The sequence below is a fragment of the Ruegeria sp. BHSA163 genome (assembly GCF_059613365.1).
Map to the genome: position 1 here is coordinate 87905 of NZ_JBXWSJ010000002.1, position 23956 is coordinate 111860.

The 23956-nt window shown below is 53.4% G+C and carries 24 protein-coding genes and 2 tRNA genes; 2 read left to right on the forward strand and 24 right to left on the reverse strand.

The window, feature by feature from the left end; translation table 11 throughout:
* Window positions 1-8 precede the first annotated feature (8 nt).
* A complete protein-coding gene (locus AC2FNV_RS01685; protein WP_496772224.1) occupies window positions 9-1019 on the forward strand; it encodes an Ldh family oxidoreductase in 1011 nt (336 codons plus the stop codon).
* 44 nt (window positions 1020-1063) lie between these two features.
* Here AC2FNV_RS01685 and AC2FNV_RS01690 read toward each other — a convergent pair whose 3' ends face one another.
* The 11 genes from AC2FNV_RS01690 to AC2FNV_RS01740 all read right to left on the reverse strand — a co-directional run bounded on the left by AC2FNV_RS01690 (window position 1064) and on the right by AC2FNV_RS01740 (window position 10094).
* Window positions 1064-2185: an alpha-hydroxy acid oxidase gene (locus tag AC2FNV_RS01690; protein WP_170603897.1), complete on the reverse strand. Its 1122-nt coding sequence runs from the start codon at window positions 2183-2185 to the stop codon at window positions 1064-1066.
* Window positions 2185-2739 carry a sulfopyruvate decarboxylase subunit beta gene (gene comE, locus AC2FNV_RS01695; RefSeq protein WP_170476038.1) on the reverse strand — a complete coding sequence of 185 codons (555 nt, stop codon included), beginning with the start codon at window positions 2737-2739 and terminating at the stop codon, window positions 2185-2187. The genes AC2FNV_RS01690 and comE overlap by 1 nt, the downstream gene beginning before the upstream one ends.
* Complete coding sequence (gene comD, locus AC2FNV_RS01700; RefSeq protein WP_170476036.1) at window positions 2736-3242, reverse strand: sulfopyruvate decarboxylase subunit alpha; 507 nt, start codon at window positions 3240-3242, stop codon at window positions 2736-2738. The genes comE and comD overlap by 4 nt, the downstream gene beginning before the upstream one ends.
* Before the next feature lie 48 nt (window positions 3243-3290).
* Window positions 3291-3701, reverse strand: coding sequence for a universal stress protein (locus AC2FNV_RS01705; RefSeq protein WP_170603896.1), 411 nt, complete (start codon window positions 3699-3701; stop codon window positions 3291-3293).
* Window positions 3702-3724: 23 nt separating this feature from the next.
* Window positions 3725-4705 (reverse strand): alcohol dehydrogenase catalytic domain-containing protein, encoded by a 981-nt coding sequence (locus AC2FNV_RS01710; protein ID WP_170603895.1) that lies wholly within the window; start codon window positions 4703-4705, stop codon window positions 3725-3727.
* Window positions 4702-5463, reverse strand: coding sequence for an SDR family NAD(P)-dependent oxidoreductase (locus AC2FNV_RS01715; RefSeq protein WP_170476031.1), 762 nt, complete (start codon window positions 5461-5463; stop codon window positions 4702-4704). Before AC2FNV_RS01715 ends, AC2FNV_RS01710 begins: the two co-directional genes overlap by 4 nt.
* The gene (gene hisD / locus AC2FNV_RS01720) at window positions 5456-6763 is read right to left on the reverse strand and encodes a histidinol dehydrogenase (protein ID WP_170603894.1); all 1308 of its coding nucleotides are present in this window, start codon (window positions 6761-6763) and stop codon (window positions 5456-5458) included. The genes AC2FNV_RS01715 and hisD overlap by 8 nt, the downstream gene beginning before the upstream one ends.
* Window positions 6764-6775: 12 nt before the next feature.
* Window positions 6776-8104 (reverse strand): TRAP transporter large permease, encoded by a 1329-nt coding sequence (locus tag AC2FNV_RS01725; protein ID WP_170603893.1) that lies wholly within the window; start codon window positions 8102-8104, stop codon window positions 6776-6778.
* Window positions 8105-8115: 11 nt separating this feature from the next.
* Window positions 8116-8628 carry a TRAP transporter small permease gene (locus AC2FNV_RS01730; RefSeq protein ID WP_170603892.1) on the reverse strand — a complete coding sequence of 171 codons (513 nt, stop codon included), beginning with the start codon at window positions 8626-8628 and terminating at the stop codon, window positions 8116-8118.
* Between the two features lie 111 nt (window positions 8629-8739).
* Window positions 8740-9885: a TRAP transporter substrate-binding protein gene (locus tag AC2FNV_RS01735; protein ID WP_170603891.1), complete on the reverse strand. Its 1146-nt coding sequence runs from the start codon at window positions 9883-9885 to the stop codon at window positions 8740-8742.
* A 23-nt stretch (window positions 9886-9908) separates the two neighbouring features.
* A complete protein-coding gene (locus tag AC2FNV_RS01740) occupies window positions 9909-10094 on the reverse strand; it encodes a hypothetical protein (RefSeq protein ID WP_170476021.1) in 186 nt (61 codons plus the stop codon).
* 137 nt (window positions 10095-10231) lie between these two features.
* Between AC2FNV_RS01740 and AC2FNV_RS01745 the strand changes: the two genes are divergently transcribed.
* Window positions 10232-11251 (forward strand): LacI family DNA-binding transcriptional regulator, encoded by a 1020-nt coding sequence (locus AC2FNV_RS01745; RefSeq protein ID WP_496772233.1) that lies wholly within the window; start codon window positions 10232-10234, stop codon window positions 11249-11251.
* A gap of 11 nt (window positions 11252-11262) precedes the next feature.
* Here the strand turns inward: AC2FNV_RS01745 and AC2FNV_RS01750 are convergent, their stop codons facing one another.
* The 13 genes from AC2FNV_RS01750 to AC2FNV_RS01810 form a co-directional block, all read right to left on the reverse strand.
* Entirely contained in the window at window positions 11263-13104 is a 1842-nt protein-coding gene (locus tag AC2FNV_RS01750; RefSeq protein WP_170603889.1) for a V-type ATP synthase subunit A, read from the reverse strand.
* Window positions 13101-13784: a hypothetical protein gene (locus tag AC2FNV_RS01755; RefSeq protein WP_170603888.1), complete on the reverse strand. Its 684-nt coding sequence runs from the start codon at window positions 13782-13784 to the stop codon at window positions 13101-13103. Before AC2FNV_RS01755 ends, AC2FNV_RS01750 begins: the two co-directional genes overlap by 4 nt.
* Before the next feature lies 1 nt (window position 13785).
* Window positions 13786-14463 (reverse strand): hypothetical protein, encoded by a 678-nt coding sequence (locus tag AC2FNV_RS01760; protein ID WP_170476014.1) that lies wholly within the window; start codon window positions 14461-14463, stop codon window positions 13786-13788.
* Entirely contained in the window at window positions 14463-14906 is a 444-nt protein-coding gene (locus tag AC2FNV_RS01765) for an ATP synthase subunit C (protein ID WP_170476012.1), read from the reverse strand. The genes AC2FNV_RS01760 and AC2FNV_RS01765 overlap by 1 nt, the downstream gene beginning before the upstream one ends.
* Window positions 14903-16699: a V-type ATP synthase subunit I gene (locus tag AC2FNV_RS01770; RefSeq protein ID WP_170603887.1), complete on the reverse strand. Its 1797-nt coding sequence runs from the start codon at window positions 16697-16699 to the stop codon at window positions 14903-14905. Before AC2FNV_RS01770 ends, AC2FNV_RS01765 begins: the two co-directional genes overlap by 4 nt.
* On the reverse strand, window positions 16696-17301 hold the full coding sequence (locus AC2FNV_RS01775) for a V-type ATP synthase subunit D (protein WP_170603886.1): 606 nt from the start codon (window positions 17299-17301) through the stop codon (window positions 16696-16698). The genes AC2FNV_RS01770 and AC2FNV_RS01775 overlap by 4 nt, the downstream gene beginning before the upstream one ends.
* Entirely contained in the window at window positions 17279-18640 is a 1362-nt protein-coding gene (locus AC2FNV_RS01780; protein ID WP_170603885.1) for a V-type ATP synthase subunit B, read from the reverse strand. The genes AC2FNV_RS01775 and AC2FNV_RS01780 overlap by 23 nt, the downstream gene beginning before the upstream one ends.
* 379 nt (window positions 18641-19019) lie before the next feature.
* Window positions 19020-19094 (reverse strand) — tRNA-Glu (locus AC2FNV_RS01785).
* A gap of 24 nt (window positions 19095-19118) precedes the next feature.
* Window positions 19119-19193, reverse strand: a tRNA-Glu gene (locus tag AC2FNV_RS01790).
* A gap of 109 nt (window positions 19194-19302) precedes the next feature.
* The gene (recJ, locus tag AC2FNV_RS01795) at window positions 19303-21045 is read right to left on the reverse strand and encodes a single-stranded-DNA-specific exonuclease RecJ (protein WP_170603884.1); all 1743 of its coding nucleotides are present in this window, start codon (window positions 21043-21045) and stop codon (window positions 19303-19305) included.
* A 92-nt stretch (window positions 21046-21137) separates the two neighbouring features.
* A complete protein-coding gene (glpX, locus tag AC2FNV_RS01800) occupies window positions 21138-22121 on the reverse strand; it encodes a class II fructose-bisphosphatase (RefSeq protein ID WP_170604315.1) in 984 nt (327 codons plus the stop codon).
* A 71-nt stretch (window positions 22122-22192) separates the two neighbouring features.
* On the reverse strand, window positions 22193-23479 hold the full coding sequence (locus AC2FNV_RS01805; protein WP_170603883.1) for a homoserine dehydrogenase: 1287 nt from the start codon (window positions 23477-23479) through the stop codon (window positions 22193-22195).
* Between the two features lie 130 nt (window positions 23480-23609).
* Window positions 23610-23858, reverse strand: coding sequence for a hypothetical protein (locus tag AC2FNV_RS01810; protein WP_170603882.1), 249 nt, complete (start codon window positions 23856-23858; stop codon window positions 23610-23612).
* Window positions 23859-23956: the final 98 nt, after the last annotated feature.

Here is a 23956-nt window from a genome sequence, read left to right on the forward strand (position 1 = left end):
GCGCAAAGATGACTGATACAAAAACACTTTCTATTGCTGAAATCGAAGATCTTGCATTTCGCGCATTGGTGGCCGCTGGTACAAGCGCAGAGAACGCCAGACCGTTGGCCGTGGCAACTGCGGCCACCGAGGCTGATGGCGTGGCCAGTCACGGTCTCGCCTATATTCCAATCTACTGTGAGCATGTGCAATGCGGAAAGGTTGATGGTCAAGCGGAACCCACGTTGGCGCGACCAAGGCCGGGGGTTGTGACTGTCGACGCGGCCACGGGCTTTGCCCATTCTGCCATCGAACTGGGCTTCGCAGAATTGGTGCCAGCAGCGCGGGAACAGGGCGTGGCGGCGCTTTCAATCAGAAACAGTTATAATTGCGGCGTGTTAGGGTATCACACCCATCGATTGGCGCAGGCTGGGCTTGTTGGGTTGGGCTTTACGAACGCGCCGGCTTCGATTGCGCCGTCAGGCGGTTCGATACCAGTCGTTGGCACCAATCCGTTTTCTCTTGCCGTTCCGGGAGCAGGTGGTCAGCCCGCTTTGCTGATCGATCAAAGCGCAAGTACCATCGCTAGAAGCGAAGTTATGAAACACGCACGCGAAGGCAAACCAATTCCGATTGGCTGGGCCCTGGACCCCGATGGCAATGCTACTAACGACCCAGCAGTGGGCCTGAAGGGGTCAATGGCCCCTTCCGGCGGGTACAAGGGTGTTGGGATCGCGCTCCTAACCGAGGTTATGGCCGCGGCACTCACTGGGGCTACGCTGGGAATCCACGCTTCGCCTTTTTCGGGAACGGCGGGCGGCCCGCCGAAGACCGGTCAGTTTTTCATTGCTATAGATCCGAGCGCCACCTCTGACGACTTGTTCTCGACGGGGATTGCCGGGCTAGTCGATGCAATCCGGACGCAAAAAGGCGCGCGTCTGCCCGGCGATGGACGCGGGGCAAAGCGTTTGCGCGCCCAAGCGGATGGGGTTGCGGTAAATATTGCGACTTTGGAGAAGATTGAAGCCATTATGAATTGAACATGCAGCGTGTACCTCCGGTCCGCTGTCGGTTTTTTCCAAAGCTATTGCGCCGGAGCATTTTTTTTGGATCGCAGTTGATTGACCTCGGTGATCCCAAGCTGCGCCATCGCGATGTCCACTTCGTCGGTCAGGATAGACCACAGCTGATGAAGGCCATTTTCTCCTTCCGCTGCGATTGCAAATTGCATGATCCGACCGAAAAAAACGAAGTCCGCACCAGACACAAGTGCTTTCAGAACATCCTCTCCAGATCGCAGACCGCTATCATAGAAAAGGGGATAATCTTCACCAACCGCTGCGCGGATTTCAGGCAGCATCAAAAATGGTGATGGGGCACTTTCCAGCTGTCGGGCGCCGTGGCTCGACACCTGAATAGCGTCGACCCCAGCATCCTTGAGCGCTACCGCGTCTTCGACGTCCAATACGCCTTTGACGACCAGATTGCCGGACCAGCGTTCCCTGAGGCGCGCCAATGTTTGCCAATCTGCCTTTGCGCGGCTTTCGGTTCGGTCGAATTCATAGCCTTCCATCTGAAAGTTTGCCATCTGGGGCTTACCCCGCATCAATGTGGTCAGGGACCAGCGTGGGTGAAGTGCGAAATCCAGAACTTGCTTGGGACCCATCCGAAACGGCATCCGGAAGCCATGGCGCAATTCGCGCGGACGTCGACCCACTTCGGGAACGTCCACGGTTAGTACAAGAGTTTCGTATCCAGCCTCCTTTGCCCGGTCCACCAGTTTAAAAGTCCCGGTGCCATCGCCGCTGAAATATAATTGAAACCACGCATTTCCTTCTGCCGCGAGGATTATCTCTTCCATTGATGTCGAAGCGACAGTTGAAACCCCAAGTGGAACTGAATACTTCGCCGCCAGCCGGGCCAGCATCATATCTGCACCCGGAGCCGAAAGGTTGCACATACCCATTGGTGCGATACCAAACGGCGCTTTCGCTGCTTTGCCAAAAACTGAACTTGCTACGGACCTCTCGCTGACATCTCGAAGGATTCGAGGGCGCAGGGTCATTGCGTCCATTGCTGCGCGGTTTCGTACGGCCCCAGTTTCGCCACCTGCCGACCCGTCGATATAGTCAAATACCATCCACGGCAGACGCCGCCGCGCTAGGCGGCGGGCGTCTTCTGAACAGTGAATGGCGCTTTGCGGCATTATGCCTGTACGGCTTTCATGAACCTGTCACGGATAACGACCGGGTCCATTGTGATAACTGGCATCTTGGCGTTACCACTTTCACATTTGCTGACGATGATCGTCATTTTCTTGGCATCAAGCGCTTCTTGCAGCGCGCGACCAGTATCTTCGGCCGTACATTCTATGACGCGTTCGCATCCAGCAGCCTCAGCCATTTTCGTAAGAGAGGTTTTTTGTCCTGCATAGGTAGGCTGATCACCCGTTGAACCGTAAGATCCATTGTCGATGATCAACAGAATGTAATTGTCGCTCACGTTGTTGGCGATTGTCGGCAAGGTGCCAAGATTAGTCAGGATTGACCCGTCACCATCGATCACGATCACCGGCTTCGGCTGAGAAAGGGCCAAACCCAAACCTATGCTCGACGCCAAACCCATGGTGCCCAGCATATAGAAATTGGTCGGCTGGTCATCGATAGCGTGCAGCTCCTGGCTTGGAATGCCGATGTTGCAGACAACCAGTTGATCGCGCAGGATCGGAGCTATTTCTTTTAGGATTTCAGAACGGATCATTGGTCGCCATAGCCTCCCCAAAAGTTGGCATCGGTCAGGATTGCGACCGGTTTGTTGCACATGAACGTGTACTTGAGGATCATGTCCAATTCCTCGACATCCTTCTGATGGTGAAAATGATAGGTCGGGATGTTCATTTGTGCCAACAGCGCTTTAGTATGAACCGCCATTTCCACCTGACAAGCAACAGGTTCACGTAATTCCCCGCGATAAGAAATAAGCATCGGCAGAGGCATGCGGTAATACTGGATCAGTGTAGCAAGAGTGTTGATCGTCACACCGATGGCTGTGTTTTGCATTATGATTGCAGGACGCTTTCCACCCATCCAGGCGCCAGCGCACAGACCCATCCCTTCGTCCTCTTTATTCGAGGGGATGTGAAAAATTTCATCATGTGCATCGATTTCCTCGATTACTCCGGCCAATTGCTTGCATGGCACGGTGGTAACAAACGAAATATTGTTTGCCACAAGATCGTCGGTGATCTTTTTGTCTATGTTCATTTCCGGTCTGTCTGTCCTTTGTGAGGCGCAAGAGGCGCGATTAACGGTTCAAGGATTGCGGTGAACATGCACGGCACAGGGCGCATGTCGGACGACCCGCGATGCGGTCGACCCAAGAAAATAGTCGCTTATTCCGGGCTTGTGTGAGCCGATTACAATGCAATCGACTTTATTCTCAGTGGCATAATCTATGATTGTACGCGCTGTATGGCCCTTGGTGATTTCGGCTGTAACACCTTCAAGATTGGCAGTTTTTTCCAGCAAAAGCTGGCGTGCACGCCGATAGGATTCTTCGACCAAGGAGTTGTCCAGATAGGTGCTGACCGAGCCCTGCGGTAACTCGTAAACGTGAAGCGCCACGATCTGTGCCCCTTCACCCGACAGTGCACGGGCTATTTCGAGCGTATTTTGCGAAATGTCATGGTCCAGCGCCATTGGGACAAGAATTTTCTTATACATGTGTGCCTCCGGTTGTTTCGGGTCTATGCCCATGGGGACAGAATAATCTTTGGTGCAGCGACCGTACCAGAACGGATGTCTTGAAAAGCGCGCGCGCCATCAGACAAGGCGCGCTCTTCCGTCCAATCAAGTGTTCCAAGTCGCCCATCAAAGATCGCTTGTGCCGTTTGACGAAAATCTTCGACAGTATAGGTATACGTCCCGATAAAGGTAATTTCCTGCAAGGTCATGCGCCGCACGTCCAACCCGCCGGCATCTTCGCCTAGACCAACATGCGCGATTACTCCGCCTGGCGCGGCGCAGGCAGAGGCGGTCGCGCGAGTGGCTGCATAACCGACGGCATCGATGACAATTGAGTAAGTCCCATCAGGTTCAGCACAGACTTCGAGTCCGCCCAAATCCACAAGAAATTCCCGGCGCACATTGTTTGGCTCTGAAATCACCGTGTCCGCAACTCCCATCGCCTTAAGGGCTAACGCTGCAGCCAGACCGATGGCTCCGCCGCCAATAACGAGGGCGCGTTGCTCCATCGCAGGGTTCAACGCCTCGAGCGCCAACCTGACAGCATGCCAACTTACAGCCAAAGGCTCTGCCAGAGCTGCTTTGACCATTGGAACGTGGTCAGGAACCTGAACAAGATTTGCCTCTGGCATGGCGACGAATTGTGCAAAGGCACCTTCGCGCGGTGGCATCGATATTATTTGACGGTCCGGGCAGAGGTTTTCACGACCAGACGTACAAGCCGGGCAATTGCCGCAAGACACCAATGGGTTGATAGTCACGCGCTTTCCGTCTTTTGGTCCGCCCACAATAACTCCGGCCGCCTCGTGGCCAAGGATCAGCGGGGCAGGGCGCCGGGCATCGTGCCCAAGATATGCATGCATGTCTGAGCCACAAATCCCAACGGCCTCGACTCGGATCAGATGCTCATTGGTATTGGGAGCAGCATCCGGCACATCTTCGAAAGTTAATCGTTCTACACCTTGATAAACCAGAGCTTTCATTTTGCTGTAAATCCCCCGTCCACCATAAGGATTTGTCCAGTCACATAATCCGAAGCCTTAGAGCACAAAAACAGTATTGGACCGTCGATATCCTCCATTTGACCATTTCGTCGTATGCAGGTTTGCGCAGCGTTACGTGCAGCACGCTCAGGGTCGTCAAACACTGCTTGGGTCAGTTCTGTAGGGAAAAACCCTGGTCCGATGGCATTCGCGTTAATGCCGTGGGGCGACCACGCTTCGGCCATAGCCCGGGTCAATTGTCCTATTCCGCCCTTTGTGGCGCCATATGCAACGCCACCTGGAAAAGCTCGACTGGTTTGCAGAGAGGCAAAATTAACAATCCGTCCCCATCCGCGTTCCTTCATGGCGGGAACCATCGCTTGGCTTAGAAAGAATGGAGCACTCAAATTCAGTGCCAAAGTGGTATCCCACCCTTCCGGAGTCACGTCGTCCGCAGCTTCACGTGTGTTAATGCCTGCAGCATGGACCAGAATGTCCGGTGCACCGAATTTTGATGAGACTTCCTTCGCCAGCGATGCAACACCTGATCGATCCGCAACATCGCCAACGACAGCTGCGGCACGCTCCCCGATCTCGTCACACATTTGTGCCAGCGCTTCGGTGCGTCTTGCCAAACCGACGACACAGGCGCCAGCATCAGCCAACGTTTTCGCGGCTTGCCGGCCAAGGCCCGAGCTGGCGCCAGTGACGCAAGCCACCCGTCCAGACAGGTCAAACAACGTTCGTGGATCAGCCATCGGCGGTCAGGTCGAACTTTTCGTCGGGAAAATACTTCGCAAGACGCACATCTGCCGCCCGGGCGTGTCCTTCCATACCTTCAAGGCGGGAAATACGCGCAGTCGCTTCGGCGATCGATTTTGAACCCTCTCGCGTTGCTCGCTGCCATGTCACGATTTTCATGTATTTGTGCACGCTCAGTCCGCCAGTGTAGCTGGCGGCACCGGATGTCGGTAGAACGTGGTTCGTCCCTGTCGCCTTGTCTCCGTAAGACACAGTTGTTTCCTCGCCTAGGAACAGCGAACCATAACAGGTCAGTCGGTTCAGCCACCAATCCAGATCTTCGGCCTGAACAGTTAAATGCTCGGGGGCATATTCGTCCGAGCAGGCGGCCATCTCTTCGCGGCCAGAGCAAACGATCACTTCGGCATAGTCACGCCACGCAGCAAAGGCATTCTCGCGGTTCAGCTCTGGGAGGTCGTCGATAAGGGTAGGGACCAAATCCATAACCTTCTGTGCAAGTTCGCGGTCGTCCGTGACTAACCAGACTGGAGAGTTGTAGCCATGTTCGGCTTGGCTGACCAAATCGGTTGCAACCACATGCGCGTCGGATGTGGAATCCGCAAGGATCAGACTGTCGGTTGGGCCAGCGATCATGTCGATGCCAACTTTGCCATACAAAATACGTTTTGCCTCGGCCACGAACTGGTTGCCAGGGCCCACAAGAATGTTAGCTCTTGGTAGGCCAAACAAGCCGTATGTCATTGCGGCCACACCCTGAACGCCTCCCATGGCCAGAATACTGTTGGCCCCGCAGATGTGTGCGGCGTAAACAATCGCAGGTGCCACGCCTTCGCCTGGACGCGGCGGTGAACAGGCGGTGATGTGACGGCAGCCAGCAACTTTGGCAGTTGTAACGGTCATGATTGCGCTGGCGATGTGGCTGTATCGTCCACCTGGCACATAACACCCTGCGGCGTCGACGGGGATCGCTTTTTGACCTGCAATGAAACCGGGTACAATTTCCATCTGTACATCCGACACAGTAGCTTTTTGCGTTTCCGCAAATCTGCGAACGTTGTCGTGTGCAAAACGGATATCAGCCTTAAGTTTTTCAGGCACCAGCGCGCATGCAGCGTCGATTTCCTCTTGGCTCAGCAACACGTTGCCTTCGTACTTGTCGAACTTGGCTGCATATTCCAGCGCCTTTGCGTCGCCGCCCGCCTCAATGTCGGCGAGGATGGTTTTGACGGTGTCATGCACTTCTGAGGCATGCGATTGCGCCGTCAGGGTAGCCTTTTTCAGATAGTCACGAGGCATATTAAGCTGGTCCTATTGGTAGATTGCAGGAAGCAAAGTTGTAGATACGGATGGAACATATGCGATCAGGAGAACAACGATCAGCATAGTTAATACAAAAGGAACCGCGCGCGCCGCAATCTTCAGAATCGACTCACCTGTAATGCCAGATACGACGAACAGGTTCAGGCCCAGTGGCGGGGTGATAAAACCAACACCAAGCGCGGTTATCATCATGATGCAAAACTGAATCTCGTTCATGCCGATGTTGTCGGCCAAAGGCTTTAGAATGGGCGCAAGGATCACGATGTTTGGTGTCGTTTCCATAACACAGCCGGCAGCGATCAGTATGCCAATCATTAGAAGGATCAGCAGGTAGGGATCGTCTGTAAGAGAGGTGATCGAGGCGACGAAGCCCTGAGGAACGCCCATGATGGCCAGCGCTTCGGCAAGCGGAGCGGAAAAGGCGATAATCGGGAGAATGACGCCGTTTACCTTAGCAGAGCTCACCAGCATCGAAGGGAAATCAGCCAGTGTAAGCGTACGCAGGATGAAGCCCATGATAATTGTGACGACGACCGCGGTCGCGCCCGCCTCGGTTGGTGTCAATCGGCCAGAGAAGATACCGTAAAAAATGATGCCCGGCACAATGAATGCATACCAACCTGATTTCAGGGCTTTGCCCAGATTGGCCAGCCATTCGCCAAAGGTCATCATGCCGCCGCCTTCGTAACCGTAAATACGGTTAACGACGATATTGGTAATCAGGATTGATACGAGAATTGCCAGGCCGGGTATCAGCGCCGCCAGAAACAAAGTTGACGCGGATATTCCTAACACCAGACCAATAATGATATATGCAATTGAAGGCGGAATGAGAATGCCGGTGCAAGCACCCGCAGCTACCAAGGCGCAGGCATAGGGACGTGGATAGCCGCTTTCGACAAGTCGGTTAATTGTCATACGGCCGACAGCGGCTGCGCCTGCGGCGTCTGAGCCGGAGATGGCCGCAAACATACCGCAGACCAAAACGGTGGCCGAACCAAAACCGCCCTTTGCGAAGCACGTAAGCGCCTCGGCAACGTCCAGAAATTTCCGCGAAAGGCCGGTGCGAACAAGCACGTCGCCTGTCAAGATGAACAGCGGCACAGCGGTGAGTGCAAAAGCGTCAATTCCGGTAAAGAGGCTCTCACCAACCAGGCTAAGCGGCAAGTCGCCCGACATGATCAGCATAACAATCGCTGCGGTGCCGATGGCGGCCCAAACCGGAACCGCTAGGGCGATTAGGCCAACAAAAAGAATGACCGGAAGATAAAAATCCCAGCCGAGTTCGACCGTTTGGTTGAGGGAATTCCAGAGCATTCTTGATCTCCTCAGTCAAACAGTTTGTCGCCTTCGAAGACGGGAGTGCCGTCGCGAAGGGATTTCAGATCACGTAACAGGGATTGGATTAAGCGCCAGATCATAAGCGCGAAACCTGTCGGCACAGCCATCAAGAACCACACTTTTGAGACCCGAAGCCCGTCAGTGACCGATCCAAACTTGGCCGAGACATGCACGGCCTCGTATGACCAGTAGAGAGCAATTATCGCCACGGCGAACATCACCAGATCACCAAAAATATAAAGAACTGCCTTAGGCCGGGGGCCGAGGTAGTGCATTATCACATCGATGCGAATATGCGCGCGCTCCTTGATTGCAGCGGCGGCCCCGATCCACGCGAGATAGATAAATGAATAGCGGACTATTTCTTCTCCCCAGATGGAAGAGTACGCGAATATTTCGCGCCGAAGGACCTCGATGGCCATAGTTATGACCAACATCACGTAGAACACCAGCAACAGCCAGCGTTCGGCGTTTCGATCTATTTTTTGAAGTGCGGTCATCGTTCCCCTCGGCAATAGAACAGCCAGGCTGGAACCTTTTGGTTCGGGCCCTTTGAGGCATGGCTGACAGATTAGGTGGCGGACGCAGAAATAGCGTCCGCCTGACTTATTTTACGCATCGTGGACGTAATATTTTCCTTGAGTTCCAGCTGCTTCGACCAACTTCTCAAAGTTATCCATCGATCCGGCTAGCTCGGTCTTGAACGGATCCCATTCAGACCGCTGATAACCGCCGGCATCCTGCCATTCAGCCAATTGATCTTCGCTGAGGGAGTGGAATTCAACCCCCGCTTTAGTTAGTTCAGACATCGCGTAAGCGCGCGCCGAAGGCACCTTGGACAGGTTCTGATGACCCGTCATTTCCGCGCCCCACATGATGCCTTCCTGGACATCGGCGGGTACCGAATTGAACCATTCAAGGTTGCAGGAGTAAACCTGACTGTCCGGAACGGCCTGAGTGAAAGTCACGTGGCTAAGGATGTCTTTAAACCCGAATACATAAAGCGCTCCAACCGATGGATCGAGAGCGTCAGCAACACCTTGCTTGATCGCTGACGGAGTTTCGCCCCAAGCAACCGGCGTTGGGTTTGCACCAACCATGCGATAGTATTGCTGCAACATTTTTGAGCCGGGAACGCGGAACTTGATACCGCTCATGTCACCGGGCGTTATCACTGCGTTGCCGCCCTGACGGACCGCGACGACACGTGGATCAATTACCACGTAAAACAGTGCCTTAAAGCCGGCAGCCTCAACCTTGGGGTGGACCTCGCTTTTCCAGGTGTCAGAGTGAACCAAGTTGGTGAATCTTTGGTTTGAGCCACACAGGTAGGGCATATTGATCAGGTCAACCGTCGATGCAAAGGGAGCAAAATTCGACAGTGAATGTTGCGCAGCTTGAATCGTTCCGCCCTGAACTTTCTGCACAAGTGAACCGCCAGCACCCAGCTGTCCACCCGGTGCCAGTTTAACATAGACCTTACCATTGGTCGCGTTCTGGATATTTTCTTTCAGATCCAGCTGCATGATCGGGTAACTGCGCGATGCGCCGAGCACATAAGCGGTCGCGATGGTCATGACGTGGTCGGCGGCCTTTTCCCGTTCACTTTCTTCTTTTGCGGTCTGCGCTGCGGCTTCAGATGACCACAGTATTCCGCCAGCACCGGCAACCAGTGCGGCAGTGAAGGCGCCACTGGCACTCAGCTTCAGGAAATTACGGCGCTCTGCCGATGCAATTTCATTTCTATCGTCGTTCATTTATTGCCCTCCCAAGCAAAAATTCAGCTGCCATCACTGGCATCGCGGTCAGCTTCTTTTTTAAGAATTGCGACAACGAACAAGATCGATGCCGCGAAAAGAACCAACATCTCTTGCACATCCCCAAGAAAGGCGTCGCCTGCAAATGCGCCCAAAGCCACGTTCGTGAAATAGATGACAAACACGATGATGGATGCAGCAAGAAACATTTTTCCGGGACTCCTTATAGAATCGGTCCATTTATACTTGTAAGCGCTTACATTGCAAATGCAAGCGCTTACATATTTACTTTCATCTCCGCTTGGATGTGTTAAGAATTAGGAAAACGCAAAGCTCAGGTTCAGAAATGTCAAAACTCCGGTCAGTTCCGACCTTGGATGATGTAGCCAAAAGGGCAGGAGTTTCGACCGCGACTGTGTCGAGATGTCTGAATGATCCCAAGCGCGTGGTCGCGGCGACGCGTGAACGTGTGATGTCCGCTGTTGAGGCATTGGGCTATACCCCAAATTTCGCGGCGCGAGTGATGGCAGCCAAACGATCATTCACGATTGGGGCGATCATTCCCACAATGGAAAACGCAATTTTTGCGAGAGGTCTGCAAGCTTTCCAGGAAGAAATTCACAAGCGTGGATATACGCTTTTGGTCTCCAGTTCCGCGTACAAGCCAGAAGTCGAAGAGGAGCAAATAAGGACGTTGGTGGCGCGTGGCGCCGATGGATTATTGCTGATTGGACATGACCGACAAGCGCGCATTTATGATTATCTCGAACAGCAAAAAGTTCCTGTAATGGTCGCATGGTCGTTCATACCGGGGAAACGGACCCCTTCGATTGGGTTCGATAACCGACAGGCTATGATGGCTCTGGCCGATGAGGTCATCAAGCTGGGCCATCAAAGTTTGGCGATGATTTCGGGGATGAGTCAGGGAAACGACAGAGCACGGTTAAGGATTCAGGGCGTTAAAGACGCGATGCAAATGCACGGACTGTCCCCAGAGACACTGTCTATTGTCGAAACTCCCTATGAAATTGAAAATGGAGCGGAGGCGTTTGAACATTTGATTGCAGAGGACAATCGACCAACTGCGATTTTGTGCGGCAACGACGTTTTAGCAGTCGGAGCAGTGAGGCAGGCTGAAAAAATGGGGCTTAGCGTACCGGACGATATATCAATTACGGGATTTGACGATATCGAACTGGCGCGCATTGTACAGCCAGGATTGACGACCATTCATGTTCCGCACAGAGAAATGGGTCGCAAGGCGGCATCTGAGTTAATCGAGATGATAGAACATTCAAAACCGGGGCAATCCATTCGTCTGGATACCAAAATAGTGTCGAGACATTCGCTGACGTGTCCGCGCTAGGTGCGCCCTGGTCAAAGGCCGAATTTTTCGTGGCACAAGTTGCTAATCTGCCCCCAGATGGACTTGAATTCCGGTGTGTTTTCAGCGGCATAGTGGAAGTTCTTCATTAAGCCAGTCAGTTGCGTAAACACCTGACGAGCCTCAGCTTTGTCGGCAAAAGGCGGATTGGATCGGGCGATATCGTAAACCTGCTTAAATGTCATCTTTTGACGTTCCAGTGGCACTGTGGCGTCCACTTTGTCAAATGCGTCTTGCTGTAGGTAGACCATATCGACAAACAGTGCTTTTTGCTGGGTTACAAAGTCGTCGATTGTCACGCCTTCTTCGCCGGTTACCTGCATCATTTGGTCGACTTGTTCTCCTTTTTCGATCAGCTCCAGCAGGTTCTTGACTTTATGTGTCCATCCGGGCTCGGCGTTTTTGTCATACCAATCGGAAAGTTGATCCAGATACCGCGACCAACTCAGCATGGGGTCAACTGCCGGATAGAAACGCTTGTAAGCGCGCTCTGAAGAAAGGCCTAGAAAACACTTGACCGTCGAAAGCGTCGACTGCGTGACAGGTTCATCAAAGTTGCCACCTGCAGGAGAGACGGTACCGATTAGTGTCAAGCTTCCGGTGTCACCGTCATTGGTTCGCAGCGCTCCGGCACGTTCGTACAAACCCTTGATCGAACTTTCCAGATAGGCTGGAAATCCTTCCTCTCCGGGAATTTCTTCGAGTTTGCCTGATGTTTCACGCATTGCCTGCGCCCATCGACTTGTACTGTCTGCGATCAGCAAAACTTCGAACCCCATTTGCCGGTAATACTCGCCCAGTGTGATCCCAGTGAAAATCGATGCCTCGCGCGCGGCCACTGGCATGGACGAAGTGTTGGCGATGATAATTGTGCGATCCATCAGGCTGCCGCCTGATGTGGGATCAGTCATTTTTGGAAATTCAGTTATAGTTTCAACAACTTCTCCGGCACGCTCACCGCAAGCCACCACGATAACGATATCGACCTTGGCATTTCGGGCGATCAAGTTTTGCAGCACGGTTTTACCTGCACCAAATGGGCCGGGAATACATGCAGTTCCACCGCGGGCAATCGGAAAAAAGGTATCAATCAATCGCTGCGATGTCAGAACAGGTTCTGTGGGGTATAACCGCTCGCAAAGTGCTCGCTTCAGAATGCTTTCCGGCAAAGCCCGCCTTACAGGCCATTTTTGTGACAGGGCGAGAGTATGTTCTCCGCCTTGTTCGTCTTCAAGGCGTGCAACGATATCCTGGATCGTTGCGGCACCCTTTTGAACCCAAACGACTTTGTACCGGCCAGTCCAATTGAATGGCACCATGATTTTGTGGGTAAAACGACCCTCGGGGACTGACCCGATGCTGTCGCCCGCCGTGACCATATCACCGACTTTGACAATTGGTGTGAACGACCATTTAGCTAGGGTATCCAATGCCGGTACTTCGGCGCCACGGGGAAGAAAAGTGCCAAATTCAGCCGCCACCTTGGGCAAGGGTGCCTGAAGTCCGTCATAGACCTGCCCCAATAACCCAGGCCCCAATTCGACCGAAAGCAATTGCCCACTTTGTTCAACTGGGTCACCGACGGCAACACCATCCGTATTCTCATAAACCTGAACATCGGCAGTGTCGCCGCGTACGCGCAACACTTCGGCTTTCAGCCGTTCTTGTCGCATATTCTCGACCAAGCGCGAGGGCAGGATATAGACAACTTCGTTTTTGACCAACTGTCCGGGTCGCCCCGTTGCGTCTGGAATAGCCTGAATTTCAACCAGCCCTTCCTGAACTGAAACGACTCTTGCAGTCACTGTGTCAGAAGATGTGGATCGGGCTGTCATGCGCTTATTCCCTGATATTCAATATCGGCCATTGCCTGTTGCGCCAAATTCTCGAAACGTGTCGCCGCTTCTTGCGCGTTGCTTTGTGCCCAGCGGTCAAAAATATTCCAGATTAATACGTAGATCGCGACGGCCTCGAAATCGAACATGTGACGAGCAGCGTGCCGCTTTAGCTGTGTATGGCTCACAGACAAAAGTAGTCGTTCAAGTCCCAGCGGATCGTCGTTATCCAGCAGTTGGTTCGCTTGTGATGCCCATGGCACCTGGGTCTCAAGTCTAAAGGTCGGGTCGTTCCAATTGGCAGGGATATGTCGGCTCCAACGGCTGAAACCGAAAGGCCCAGAAGGAGGTTCAACGCCGTGTTTTCGCAACCGCATTGCGGCAACAATGGTGCGCATATCCATACGCTCATTGAACAGAGTGCGCAGTGACGCGTGTGGGATATTCTTCAACGTCCGTTTACACCGTTCAACCGCCTGCGCGTCGGTGACATCCATGTCATAGGCGCTCCAACTCAGCGTGTTCTCAATGGAGTTTAGGATCTTAGCATCTTTGGCCGACAAAGCCTTCAGGCGGCGATCTAGCCTAAGCCGTGATAGAGGCGGCTGTTTGGCGACAAACAAACGCTCGGATCCGGGAAGGCTGCTGATCAGCGCGATATAGGCGTCAGCGACTGACATCTTACCGGATTACCCCCTCGAGAATGGCACGGAAACGCGGTTGAAGATGTTCCATAAGCAAGGCCGCCACCGCCTTATCGCTTAGGTCCAGAACAACACCCTCATCCTCAGCCCGGACCCTAATCCCACCCTGATTATCGTCCGCGGCGTGTAACTCGACATTCTCGCGAAGCATTTTGGCCGTCAGGCCCAGCACATATTTCGTAAGTTTTCCGGACTGAATGTCGTCCGCGTTCTGTTTGATATCTTCTTGGGTTGCGACTTTTGCCGGCAGTATAACCTGTACCTTTCCTTCGAGCTTTGCCTCGTCAGCCGCGCGCCCCACGACCTCTAGTATCATCTGCTTTAATAGTTTGGGGTCAGCCAATTCTTTTGTCACAAGTCGTTGGACGTCTTCTGCAAATCTATCGGTCAGCCCGGCCTTCATTGTCAGAACTGCGTCCCGCATAGCAGTGTTAAGCGCCTCTTCTCCTGCTGAACGATAATTATCGGCCTCTGTACGAGCTTTTTTTTGGTACTCATCTGCTTCACGTTTTGCGTCCGACAAAATTTGCGCTGCCTCGGATTTTGCCTCGGTGCGTAATTTTTCACCATCGGCTTGGCCGGCTGTGACCCCTTCGCTGCGCAGCCTTTCGATCAACTCATCTACGCCATGTGAAATCGTACCATTCTGTCCCATCAACTAATCCCCGCGCTGATTACTAGTGCGAACACAAATGCAAAGACGCCGAAACCTTCGATAATCGCGGCTGGCGCCAGCGCTAATCCAAATATCTCTGGTTTTTCCTTGGTGGCATTGATTGCGGCGGCGCAAGCCCGACCTTGCCAGATGCCGCAATACATAAGGGCAATCCCGGATAGAATTCCGATACCGAATAAGCCGCCGGCATTTTCCGGCGTCACGTCGCGGTTCAACGTGAACATTATAACGATACCGTAAATGACCATGGTGGAGGGAAAGGCAGAGACGCCGACAAAGCGGCCATATCCGCCATCAGTTTCGGTCATCGCCCCGATGCTGGCTTGACCCGCGATCGCGCAGCCAATTGCACTGGCCGCGGCACCCAACGCCATTGGAGCGTAGATACCAAGCCAACCCAATGTTAGAACAAGCTCATTCATTCCTGAACCTCCTTGCGGGCAAACGGGCGAAAGACAATCCCTTCATCCGGAAGACCCCATTTAAAGAATTCGATATAGTTGAGGCGCAATCCATGAACGACGCCGCTCATCATCGCGAGGGCGAAATTCAGAATGTGGCCAATGATCAGGATAAGTAGACCGAACAGGATCCCAGGCCCTTTTAGCGCCTGCATTACAGATACCGCCAGATCGTTGAATGTGATTGCGAGCGAGGCCGAGGCTAGTCCAAGCGCAAACAAGCGCATGTAACTTAGTACATCCCCGAACGCGCCCATAGCACCAGCAAGGCTTTGCAGCCCTTCGACAAGGCGCCACAACCAGTCGGTCGGTTTATTGATAACCCGTTCACTTGAAAATAGGATGATGACCAACACACCGACTGCTAAGATTGATGCACCGGGTAGGGGTGCATTACCTTTCATGTAACTGAGCCACAAAACAAACCCACCGATCAGCGCAGCGATCCATCCAAGGTTAGCAACAGCTTTGCGCTGACCCCATGCTGCACGCGCGGCCAATGCGTTGGCCAGCACAAGATGGAAAACGCCGACAACAATGGACACCATCATCATCGCGCTGAAGTTGTTCAAATCGAGAATCTTCAGCTTTGCCCATAGCGATCCATCGGGTGGCGAAGCGCCAAAATAACTTCCGACAAGAATGCCGTATAAGACTGTCGCACCCGCAACTATTAAGCCATATCTGCGCCATGACCGTTCGGATACCGTTCGATCCATTCGGCGCCAGAACAGAAGCATGCCAAACAGGATTACGGCGCCATAGCCCGCATCTGCCACGATCATCGCGAAAAAAATTGCGAAAGAAACAGAGACAATGACGCTTGGGTCCCAGTCTCTGTAACCGGGCACCTGATAGAATAATGCCAGATCGACGGCGGCACTACGATTATCGGGCTGTTCCAACAGGGTCGGAGGGGTTTCGTCTGGCCCTGGCTCTTCGATAAGAACAGCCGCATCTTGGGTTTTCGCCATTTCTAGAACTGCGTCTACCTGTTCTTCCGGTACCCAACCCTGTACGGCGAACATCTGTTCTTCATCTCGAACTTTTTGGATTGCGTGTGCCAACTCCGCTGCACTTTCTGCTAAGGACAGATTCTGACGCATCAGTGTTAGGTATCTGGTCTGTGCAACGCGCTCCGCATCCAGAGATTCCAGAGCGATTTCAGCGTCTTCCAGCTGCGCCTCAAGCTTGTGGATTGGTAGTGAACCGACATGAGTGCGGGGCACAGGTAGAATATCATTCTCGGGTTCGTCGGCTGAGATCAAAACCGCGTAAAGGTATCTGTGATCCTGTTCCAGCACTGCCCAGGGCAATCTTATACCGTCCAAAGATGCGCGGTGCTTGATCGGCAATTGATAGAACCAAAGTCGATTGCCCGCCAAAGCATCCGAAGGAGGAAAATCTAAATCCCCCCACGGACGCACTTGAGAAATTCGATGCTCCAGAAAGTCCCGACGGTCAATTGTATCGCGAGTGCGCTGCATCAGATTACGTATATCTTTGACAAAGCGATCCATATCAAAATTGTTGTCGCGCTGAATCTGGCGTCGCGGGTTTGGAACTTCGGTAAGAAAACGCAATGCTTTATAGGCTTCACGCGCCCCGCGTTCACTGATCTTTTCTGGCTCGCTTGGGATTTCCGCCAACGGCAACACATGCATGCAACCCAAATCTTGCAGAGCTTCTAACGTGGCTGGCTTTTGTGAGGCCATTCCAACCACTGAAAGCTTTTTGAGCCGAGCGACCGTCATAACGTGACCTCATTTGCGTGTTTGCGTTTCGAGATTTTCGAACGCACAACAGCCTGCATTTGCTCATCACTCAAATATATGCGGATTTTCTTGATATTTGCCTTTGCTCTAGGGATAAGCACTTTTTCGAACAGGTTGACCCGTTGCGTGATGGTGGCGACAGACTTATCGAAAATCTTGACGCGCTCCTTGGCGATTTTGACGCGCAGCCTTGCTTCGATCATGTCATGCAGCAGCCGCGCCGCAGCGTCGACCCAATGCGGCTTGGCCAGCGTCGAATATGATCGAACCGCAACTTCAATTCGGTCAAGATCGGGCATTTTCACCCCAACCACGTTGACCTCTTTGACCTTGTAATCCCTCAGTTCGACCAATCCGTCCAAATTAATGCCCCGCTGGGACAGCATTGGCAGTTTTTCCCCAACTTGCTGCGCAAGCTCATTTACCTGATCCTGCAAACGGTCCACTTCTGCGCGTGCTTTTACACGCTCCGCCATCAACTGTTGCCGCTTTAGGTCCAATGACGGCAGAAACCGTTCGAAGCTTTCTAATTGCTTTTGCTCGCGAGCTAGCGAGGACTTATTCAGCTGCAACCGCGCCATTGGTTTCCTTTGGGAAGTACTTGTCGATCAGGGATTGCTTCATTAGCAACTGTTCTGGCGCAAAACACTCGGCCAGTGTTTTCCAGCCCAAATCCAGCGCCTCTTCCAACGGGATCGATACGTTGATGTCCATGAAACGAGTACGAAACAGGTCACCGAATTTCAGTAATTGATGATCGTATTCCGATAAGTCAAAAGCCATCGCTTGCTTCTGCGATGCGTCGCGGCTTTCTGAATATAACCGGATCATTGTGTTCATGATCTGCCCGTGATCCTCACGCGTGGTTTTGCCAATCACATTTTGCTTGAGCCGCGAAAGGCTGCCGAACGGATCAATCACGCCGGAATGCAGATAAAACTGTCCCTCGGTGATGTACCCCGTATTGTCCGGCACCGGATGTGTCACATCGTTACCAGGCATTGTTGTCACGGTCAGAACCGTCACAGAGCCACCCTTGGCGTAGTCGCAAGCTTTCTCATACCGCCGCGCCAATTGGGAATAGAGGTCGCCCATGTATCCGCGCTGAGATGGTACACGTTCTTGGCTGATCCCGACCTCTTTCATGGCGTCAGCATAGGCGGTCATGTCGGTCAAAAGGACCAAAACCCTCTTGCCTTCCTCCAGTGCGAACTTCTCTGCTACGGCCAGTGCCATGTCTGGAACAAGCAGGCGTTCTACCAGCGGGTCCATGGCTTGATTGACGAACATCACGGTCCGAGAGAAGACACCTGCATCTTCAAAGGCGGTTCGGAAAGTATGGTAGTCATCAAATATCAACCCCAGCCCACCGAAGACAACAATATCTGCGTCTGCCTGGATGCCTATTCGACTCAGAAAGGGGTTAAATGGCTCTCCGGAAACCGAAAAAATTGGAATCTTTTGGCTTTCAACCAATGTGTTGAATACGTCGATCATTGGTACATCGGTACGGATCATCTTGTTGGGGACAGCCCGTTCTGCCGGGTTAACCGAGGGCCCTCCAATATCGATCCGTGGCTCTGCCGAAAGGTCTGGTCCACCATCGATAGGAACACCCGCTCCGTCAAATACACGTCCTAAAATATTGGACGAATACGGAGTCCGCATTGGATGCCCCAGAAACGTAGCAGTTGCCTCGGTCGAAATGCCTTTGGTTCCAGAAAAGACCTGCAGGGTTACAACGTCCCGATCAATAAAAATCGCTTGAGCCAGCGTTTTTTGCCCGTCTACGGTTTCTATCATCGCTAAGTCGTTGAATCTAATGTTTAGATCCGTCGTGTTTTGCGGCGGAACCCGAACCTTGATCGTGTCTCCAACAATTTCCAGCACACGTGTATATTTCAGAAGGGTCTGAGACATGGGCTATCCTCACGCGGGACGAGCAACTTTAAACTTCGCCGTTGATATTCATAAATATCATTTAGTTAGTGCGACCACCTTACAATGAATCCGGCAATTCTCAAGCACTGGCAGTACTATTCAGCCCGGAGCGGCATGCGACGTGCGGACGTTTCCGACCTTACGTGGGCGACTATTGTGCAGCCGGAATTCAGCGGCTGACATCTTGGGAAAATCGATTGCCACACTCGGTTCGGTCAGCAAAAATTTCGACACTCTGATGGCAAAATCAGGTCGTTGTGACAACGGTTCTAGCGAGGACATCAGAAGAGAAGTTATCTTGCCTCTCAAAACGAGCGTTATTCGACTAGTACTTAGCGATTTCAGGACTTCAACGTAATGGTAGCCCGTAGGGGAATCGAACCCCTCTTTCCAGGTTGAAAACCTGGCGTCCTAACCGATAGACGAACGGGCCGCAAGCTCTCTGGCCAAGTACAAGTGGTAGCCCGTAGGGGAATCGAACCCCTCTTTCCAGGTTGAAAACCTGGCGTCCTAACCGATAGACGAACGGGCCACGCTGGCTTGTGGAGGGCCTTTTACGGATTACCTAGCACCCCCGCAAGCCGAAAAACGCAAGGCTTTGCAACTTTTTTAAAGACTTTCAAAGACGGTCGTTTGCGACTTCAATTCGCTTCGGCCGCGTCTTCGAGCCTCAACTGCACGTTCTGACGTCCACCCCACGAATTTATCTCTAGCCTGCCCGCGAAATGAAATCGGGCGCCGCCGTGGTTCACAAGTCGATCTCCCATCGGTCCGTCAAAGGCACCAAAAGCAATGGCGTCCAGCCCACCGCTCATGCCGTCGGACAATGACAGCTTTAGGTGAGTTTCCCCGACGCGCTTTGCAAAACGTACCTGCAAATCTGGCAACGCGTAACGTGGGGCAGGGGCGGCGGCACCGAATGGTCCTGCCTTTTCAATATGTTCAATAAGGTCAACGGTTGCAGCACCTGGCATCAGGGCACCGTCAAGTTTCAGGTCACTTGGTCCACTATTTTCCGCGCCCTGCTTGGCCAAAAGCTCGCTCAATCGCTTCATCGCAGGTTCCAGATTGGCGCGCATAACCGTCAGGCCTGCCGCCATTTTGTGACCGCCACCTTTGACCAACAATCCCTCGGCAGCAAGCCTCTGTATTGATGCGCCCAAATCAATTCCCGCGACTGATCGACCCGAACCTTTGCCCTCGTCACCTTCAAAGCCGATTACAATCGCGGGACGGTTCGCTGTTTCCTTTAGTCGTGATGCCACGATTCCTACGACGCCCGGGTGCCAGCCTTCGCCTGCTGCCCAAACCAAAGGTGCGTCCAAACCTCGTTCCTCGGCCTGAGCCATCGCGGCAGCGCGAACCGAATTCTCGATCTCGCGTCGCTCAGAGTTCAGCGCATCCAGTCGCTTTGACAGGGCTTCTGCTTCGGTTGCCGAGTCCGTGCTCAGTAATCTTGCGCCTAAATCAGCTTGTCCGATCCTACCTCCGGCGTTTACACGCGGTCCTAACAGGAAACCAAGATGGTAGCTGTTTGGCGCAGTGTCCATCCGAGCCACATCCGACAGCGCAACGAGGCCCGGCCTTTGACGTGCTGCCATAACCTTAAGCCCTTGGCGCACCAATGCCCGGTTGGCCTGTATCAGGGGGGCGACATCTGCCACGGTGGCCAGAGCCACCAAATCCAACAAGGCCATTAGGTCCGGCCCCTTTGCGCCCTCGGCTCGCAATTGTCGACCGGCTTCAACAAGCATTAGGAAAACTACTGCGGCAGCACATAGGTATCCCAAATCACCGCTTTCATCCTGTCGATTTGGATTCACCACAGCCAGACAATCTGGCAGCGTTTCACCGCCAAGATGGTGATCAAGAACTAAGACATCCGCTTCTTTTGCTGCAGCGATAGGTTCGTGGCTAAGCGTACCGCAGTCGACGCATACGATAAGATCATGGGATGCTGCCAGTTCAGTCATGGCTGGCACATTTGGCCCATAACCTTCGTCAATTCGATCAGGAACGTACAGGGTTGCCTGCAACCCCATCTGCCTGAGCCAGACAATTAGCAAAGCCGCGGAACTGCCGCCGTCAACATCGTAATCCGCGAAAACCGCGATTCTTTGCCGGTTGCGTACAGCAGATAGAAATCGCGTTGCCGCAGTCTCCATGTCCTTGATCGCACGTGGATCAGGCAATAATTCTCGGAGTTTGGGTTCGAGAAAGCCTTCGGCCTCTATTGCGGGGACACCCATACGTGCCAATACCTGACACAGAGCGCGTGGCAGGTCGGTTTGTTGCGCCATCATTTCCGAGGCGCGCTCGACGTTCGGCGCTGGTCCAAGCCAGCGCCTACCGGTCATAGACTGTTCCACCCCAAGAAAACTCATCCTGGCACCTGTTGAGAGCAAGGCCGGATCCTAACGGATTCGTCCTATTTCTAACTTTTCGAAAACTCCCGAAAAAACTTCGGTTTGGGTTTCTAGACGTTGTCGTGCGGCCAGGTCGGTGTACGATATGACATACGGCGAACCGATCCGGTCTTGGATCGCATAAGCAAAGTCGTCGTCTCTACCCACCCGGGTTCGCGTTTGATGCGCGGCAATAGCGAGCCGCCAGTCACACCAGTCGCGGCAAAGATCACATCTGATGTAACCATTTCGTCGCGAGAATATACGCGATCCAAATCTGTGATACCGGCTTTGGCTGCACGTCCGCGTTCGTCGTCGTTTCGAAACAGCAAACGGCCAAAAATTTGCCCACCCATACATTTCAGGGCCGCCGCAGCAAGAACTCCCTCGGGCGCTCCCCCTTGGCCCATATACATATCAATACCTGTAACTTCGCTTTCTGCGCAATGCATTACACCAGCGACATCGCCGTCGGTAATCAAGCGGATCGATGCACCAGTTTCGCGAACTTCAGCAATCATCGCCTCGTGGCGCGGGCGCTCAAGAATGCAAACAGTTATGTCACTGGCACTGCATCCCCTTGCTTTGGCCAAAGCGTTGACTCTTTCCTTGGGACTCATGTCCAAGTTTACCACTCCAGCTTCGTATCCCGGGCCAATTGCCAACTTGTCCATGTAGACGTCCGGCGCATGCAACATTGATCCGCGCGGGCCCATTGCAATTACGGTCAAAGCGTTGGGCATATCCTTGGCCGTCAAGGTCGTGCCTTCCAGCGGGTCCAAAGCAATATCCACCCCGGGTCCATTACCGGTGCCGACTTCTTCGCCGATGTAGAGCATTGGCGCTTCGTCGCGTTCACCCTCTCCGATGACGACAACCCCCGCGATATCCAGCATATTCAGCTGTTCACGCATGGCGTTCACCGCTGCTTGGTCGGCGGCCTTTTCGTCACCTCGACCAACCAGTGATGCCGAGGCAAGCGCGGCCTGTTCCGCTACTCGCGCAAGGCCAAGCGAAAGCAGGCGATCGTTGAAATCGGTCTTGGCAGCGTTCATGTTCGGTATTCCTTTGGTCGGATCGGACGTTGCTTCTGGCATAGCCTGCGACTGCTGCAGGCTGCAAGGGGTCAAACTTGTTCGATTCTCAGCGCTACAGGCTCTTCGGCAACGGCTTCTGTATCGCGCAGCCCATTCAGGGCGTAGTCGAGCGTCGATCGTGTGGTTTTATGCGTCACAATCAAAACAGGTGCAGTACTTTCGGAATGGGCGTATTGCCTCATCCTGTCAATGGATACTCCCGCATCGCCCAGAATTGCGGCCACCTTGGCCAAGGCACCAGGTTTGTCTAGTAAAGCCAGCCGTAGGTAATAAGGAGCAGGCGTACCGGTTTGGGCGGGTTGTGCCTCTTCCAAAGACGTCGCCGCACGGCCAAAAGTCGGAATTCGTAATCCCCTGGCCAGATCACAAACATCGCCCATGACTGCGCTTGCGGTCGGGCCTTCTCCGGCGCCGGGACCACGCAGCACAATTTGGTCAACAGCGTCACCTTCTATGACCACCATGTTGGTCCCGCCTTCCAACTGCCCAATCGGTGAGTCGCTGGGAACAAGGCACGGCTGCATACGCTGCTCAAGCCCGCGCGGAGTTCGTTGCGCCACGCCTAACAATTTAATGCGATAACCCATGTCAGCGGCCTGATGTATATCGTCGAGGCTGATATGTTGAATGCCTTCAATCTGGATTCCGTCGAAGTTGGGCTTGGTGCCAAATGCAATCGAAGACAAAAGCGCCAGTTTGTGCGCAGCGTCAATGCCTCCCACGTCCAGATTGGGATCGGCTTCGAGGTACCCTAGCTTTGCGCATTCCTCAAAAAGTGCGTTGTAACCCAATTCCTGAGACTGCATTCGCGTAAGAATATAGTTGCAGGTGCCGTTCATTACGCCCATGACGCGCGAGATTTGGTTGCCGGCAAGTCCCTCTGTCAGGGATTTGATGACCGGAATGCCACCTGCAACAGCGGCTTCAAACCTAATCGCGCGGCCCGCTGCTTCGGCCTGTTCAGCCAATTCCTGACCGTGGATGGCCAGTAGAGCTTTGTTCGCGGTAACGACATCCTTGCCGCTGGCAAGAGCCGCTTCTACTGATGTCTTTGCCGGGCCATTTTCACCCCCCATTAGTTCTATAAAGACGTCAATGTCATCGCGTTTTGCCAGCGCGACCGGATCGGTTTCCCACATATAGCTTGACAAGTTCACGCCACGGTCTTTGTTCGGATCCCGTGCTGAAACGGCCACAATTTCAATGGATTGACCTGTTCGAGCGGTCAATAGCTCGGCGTGGCGGCGAATGATCTTTACAACCCCAACGCCAACGGTTCCCAAACCCGCAATTCCAAGCCTCAGCGCCTGTGCCATTCCTTTGGGTCCTTTCCGCTCGAATGTGCCGGTTAGGGCATGTTCCCTTTGTCGGCTGCCTTACCGGGTTCATCGGAAGGGTGCAATCCATCTCCGGCGGATCAGGCTGATTTTGAACGCATATGTCCGCTTAGTCGGTATTAGCTTCTTGCAGGGCTTTTGCTTTTGCAGCCAATGCTTCACTGCGCTCGGTTAGCTCCTCCTCGACTTCCTCTGCCTCGCTCACTGGATCTGCCGGAGGCCCCAGGCTTTCGGAAATTGGAATTAGTCGCGGATAAGAGGTTTTGCGCAATTCTGGCCCTTCGCTGCCTTCAAGCTCGGGAATATCGGCGCAGGCTGCGCAAACAAGCAAAGAGATAATCAGCGGCAGAGGTTTCATAAAGGACCTTTGGATTGCGGCTTCGGTTGGTCATGCACCTTTTAGCGTCGCGGTTCAAGCGGGGTTCTATTTGAACGATTGTTCAGATAAGTTGGCCA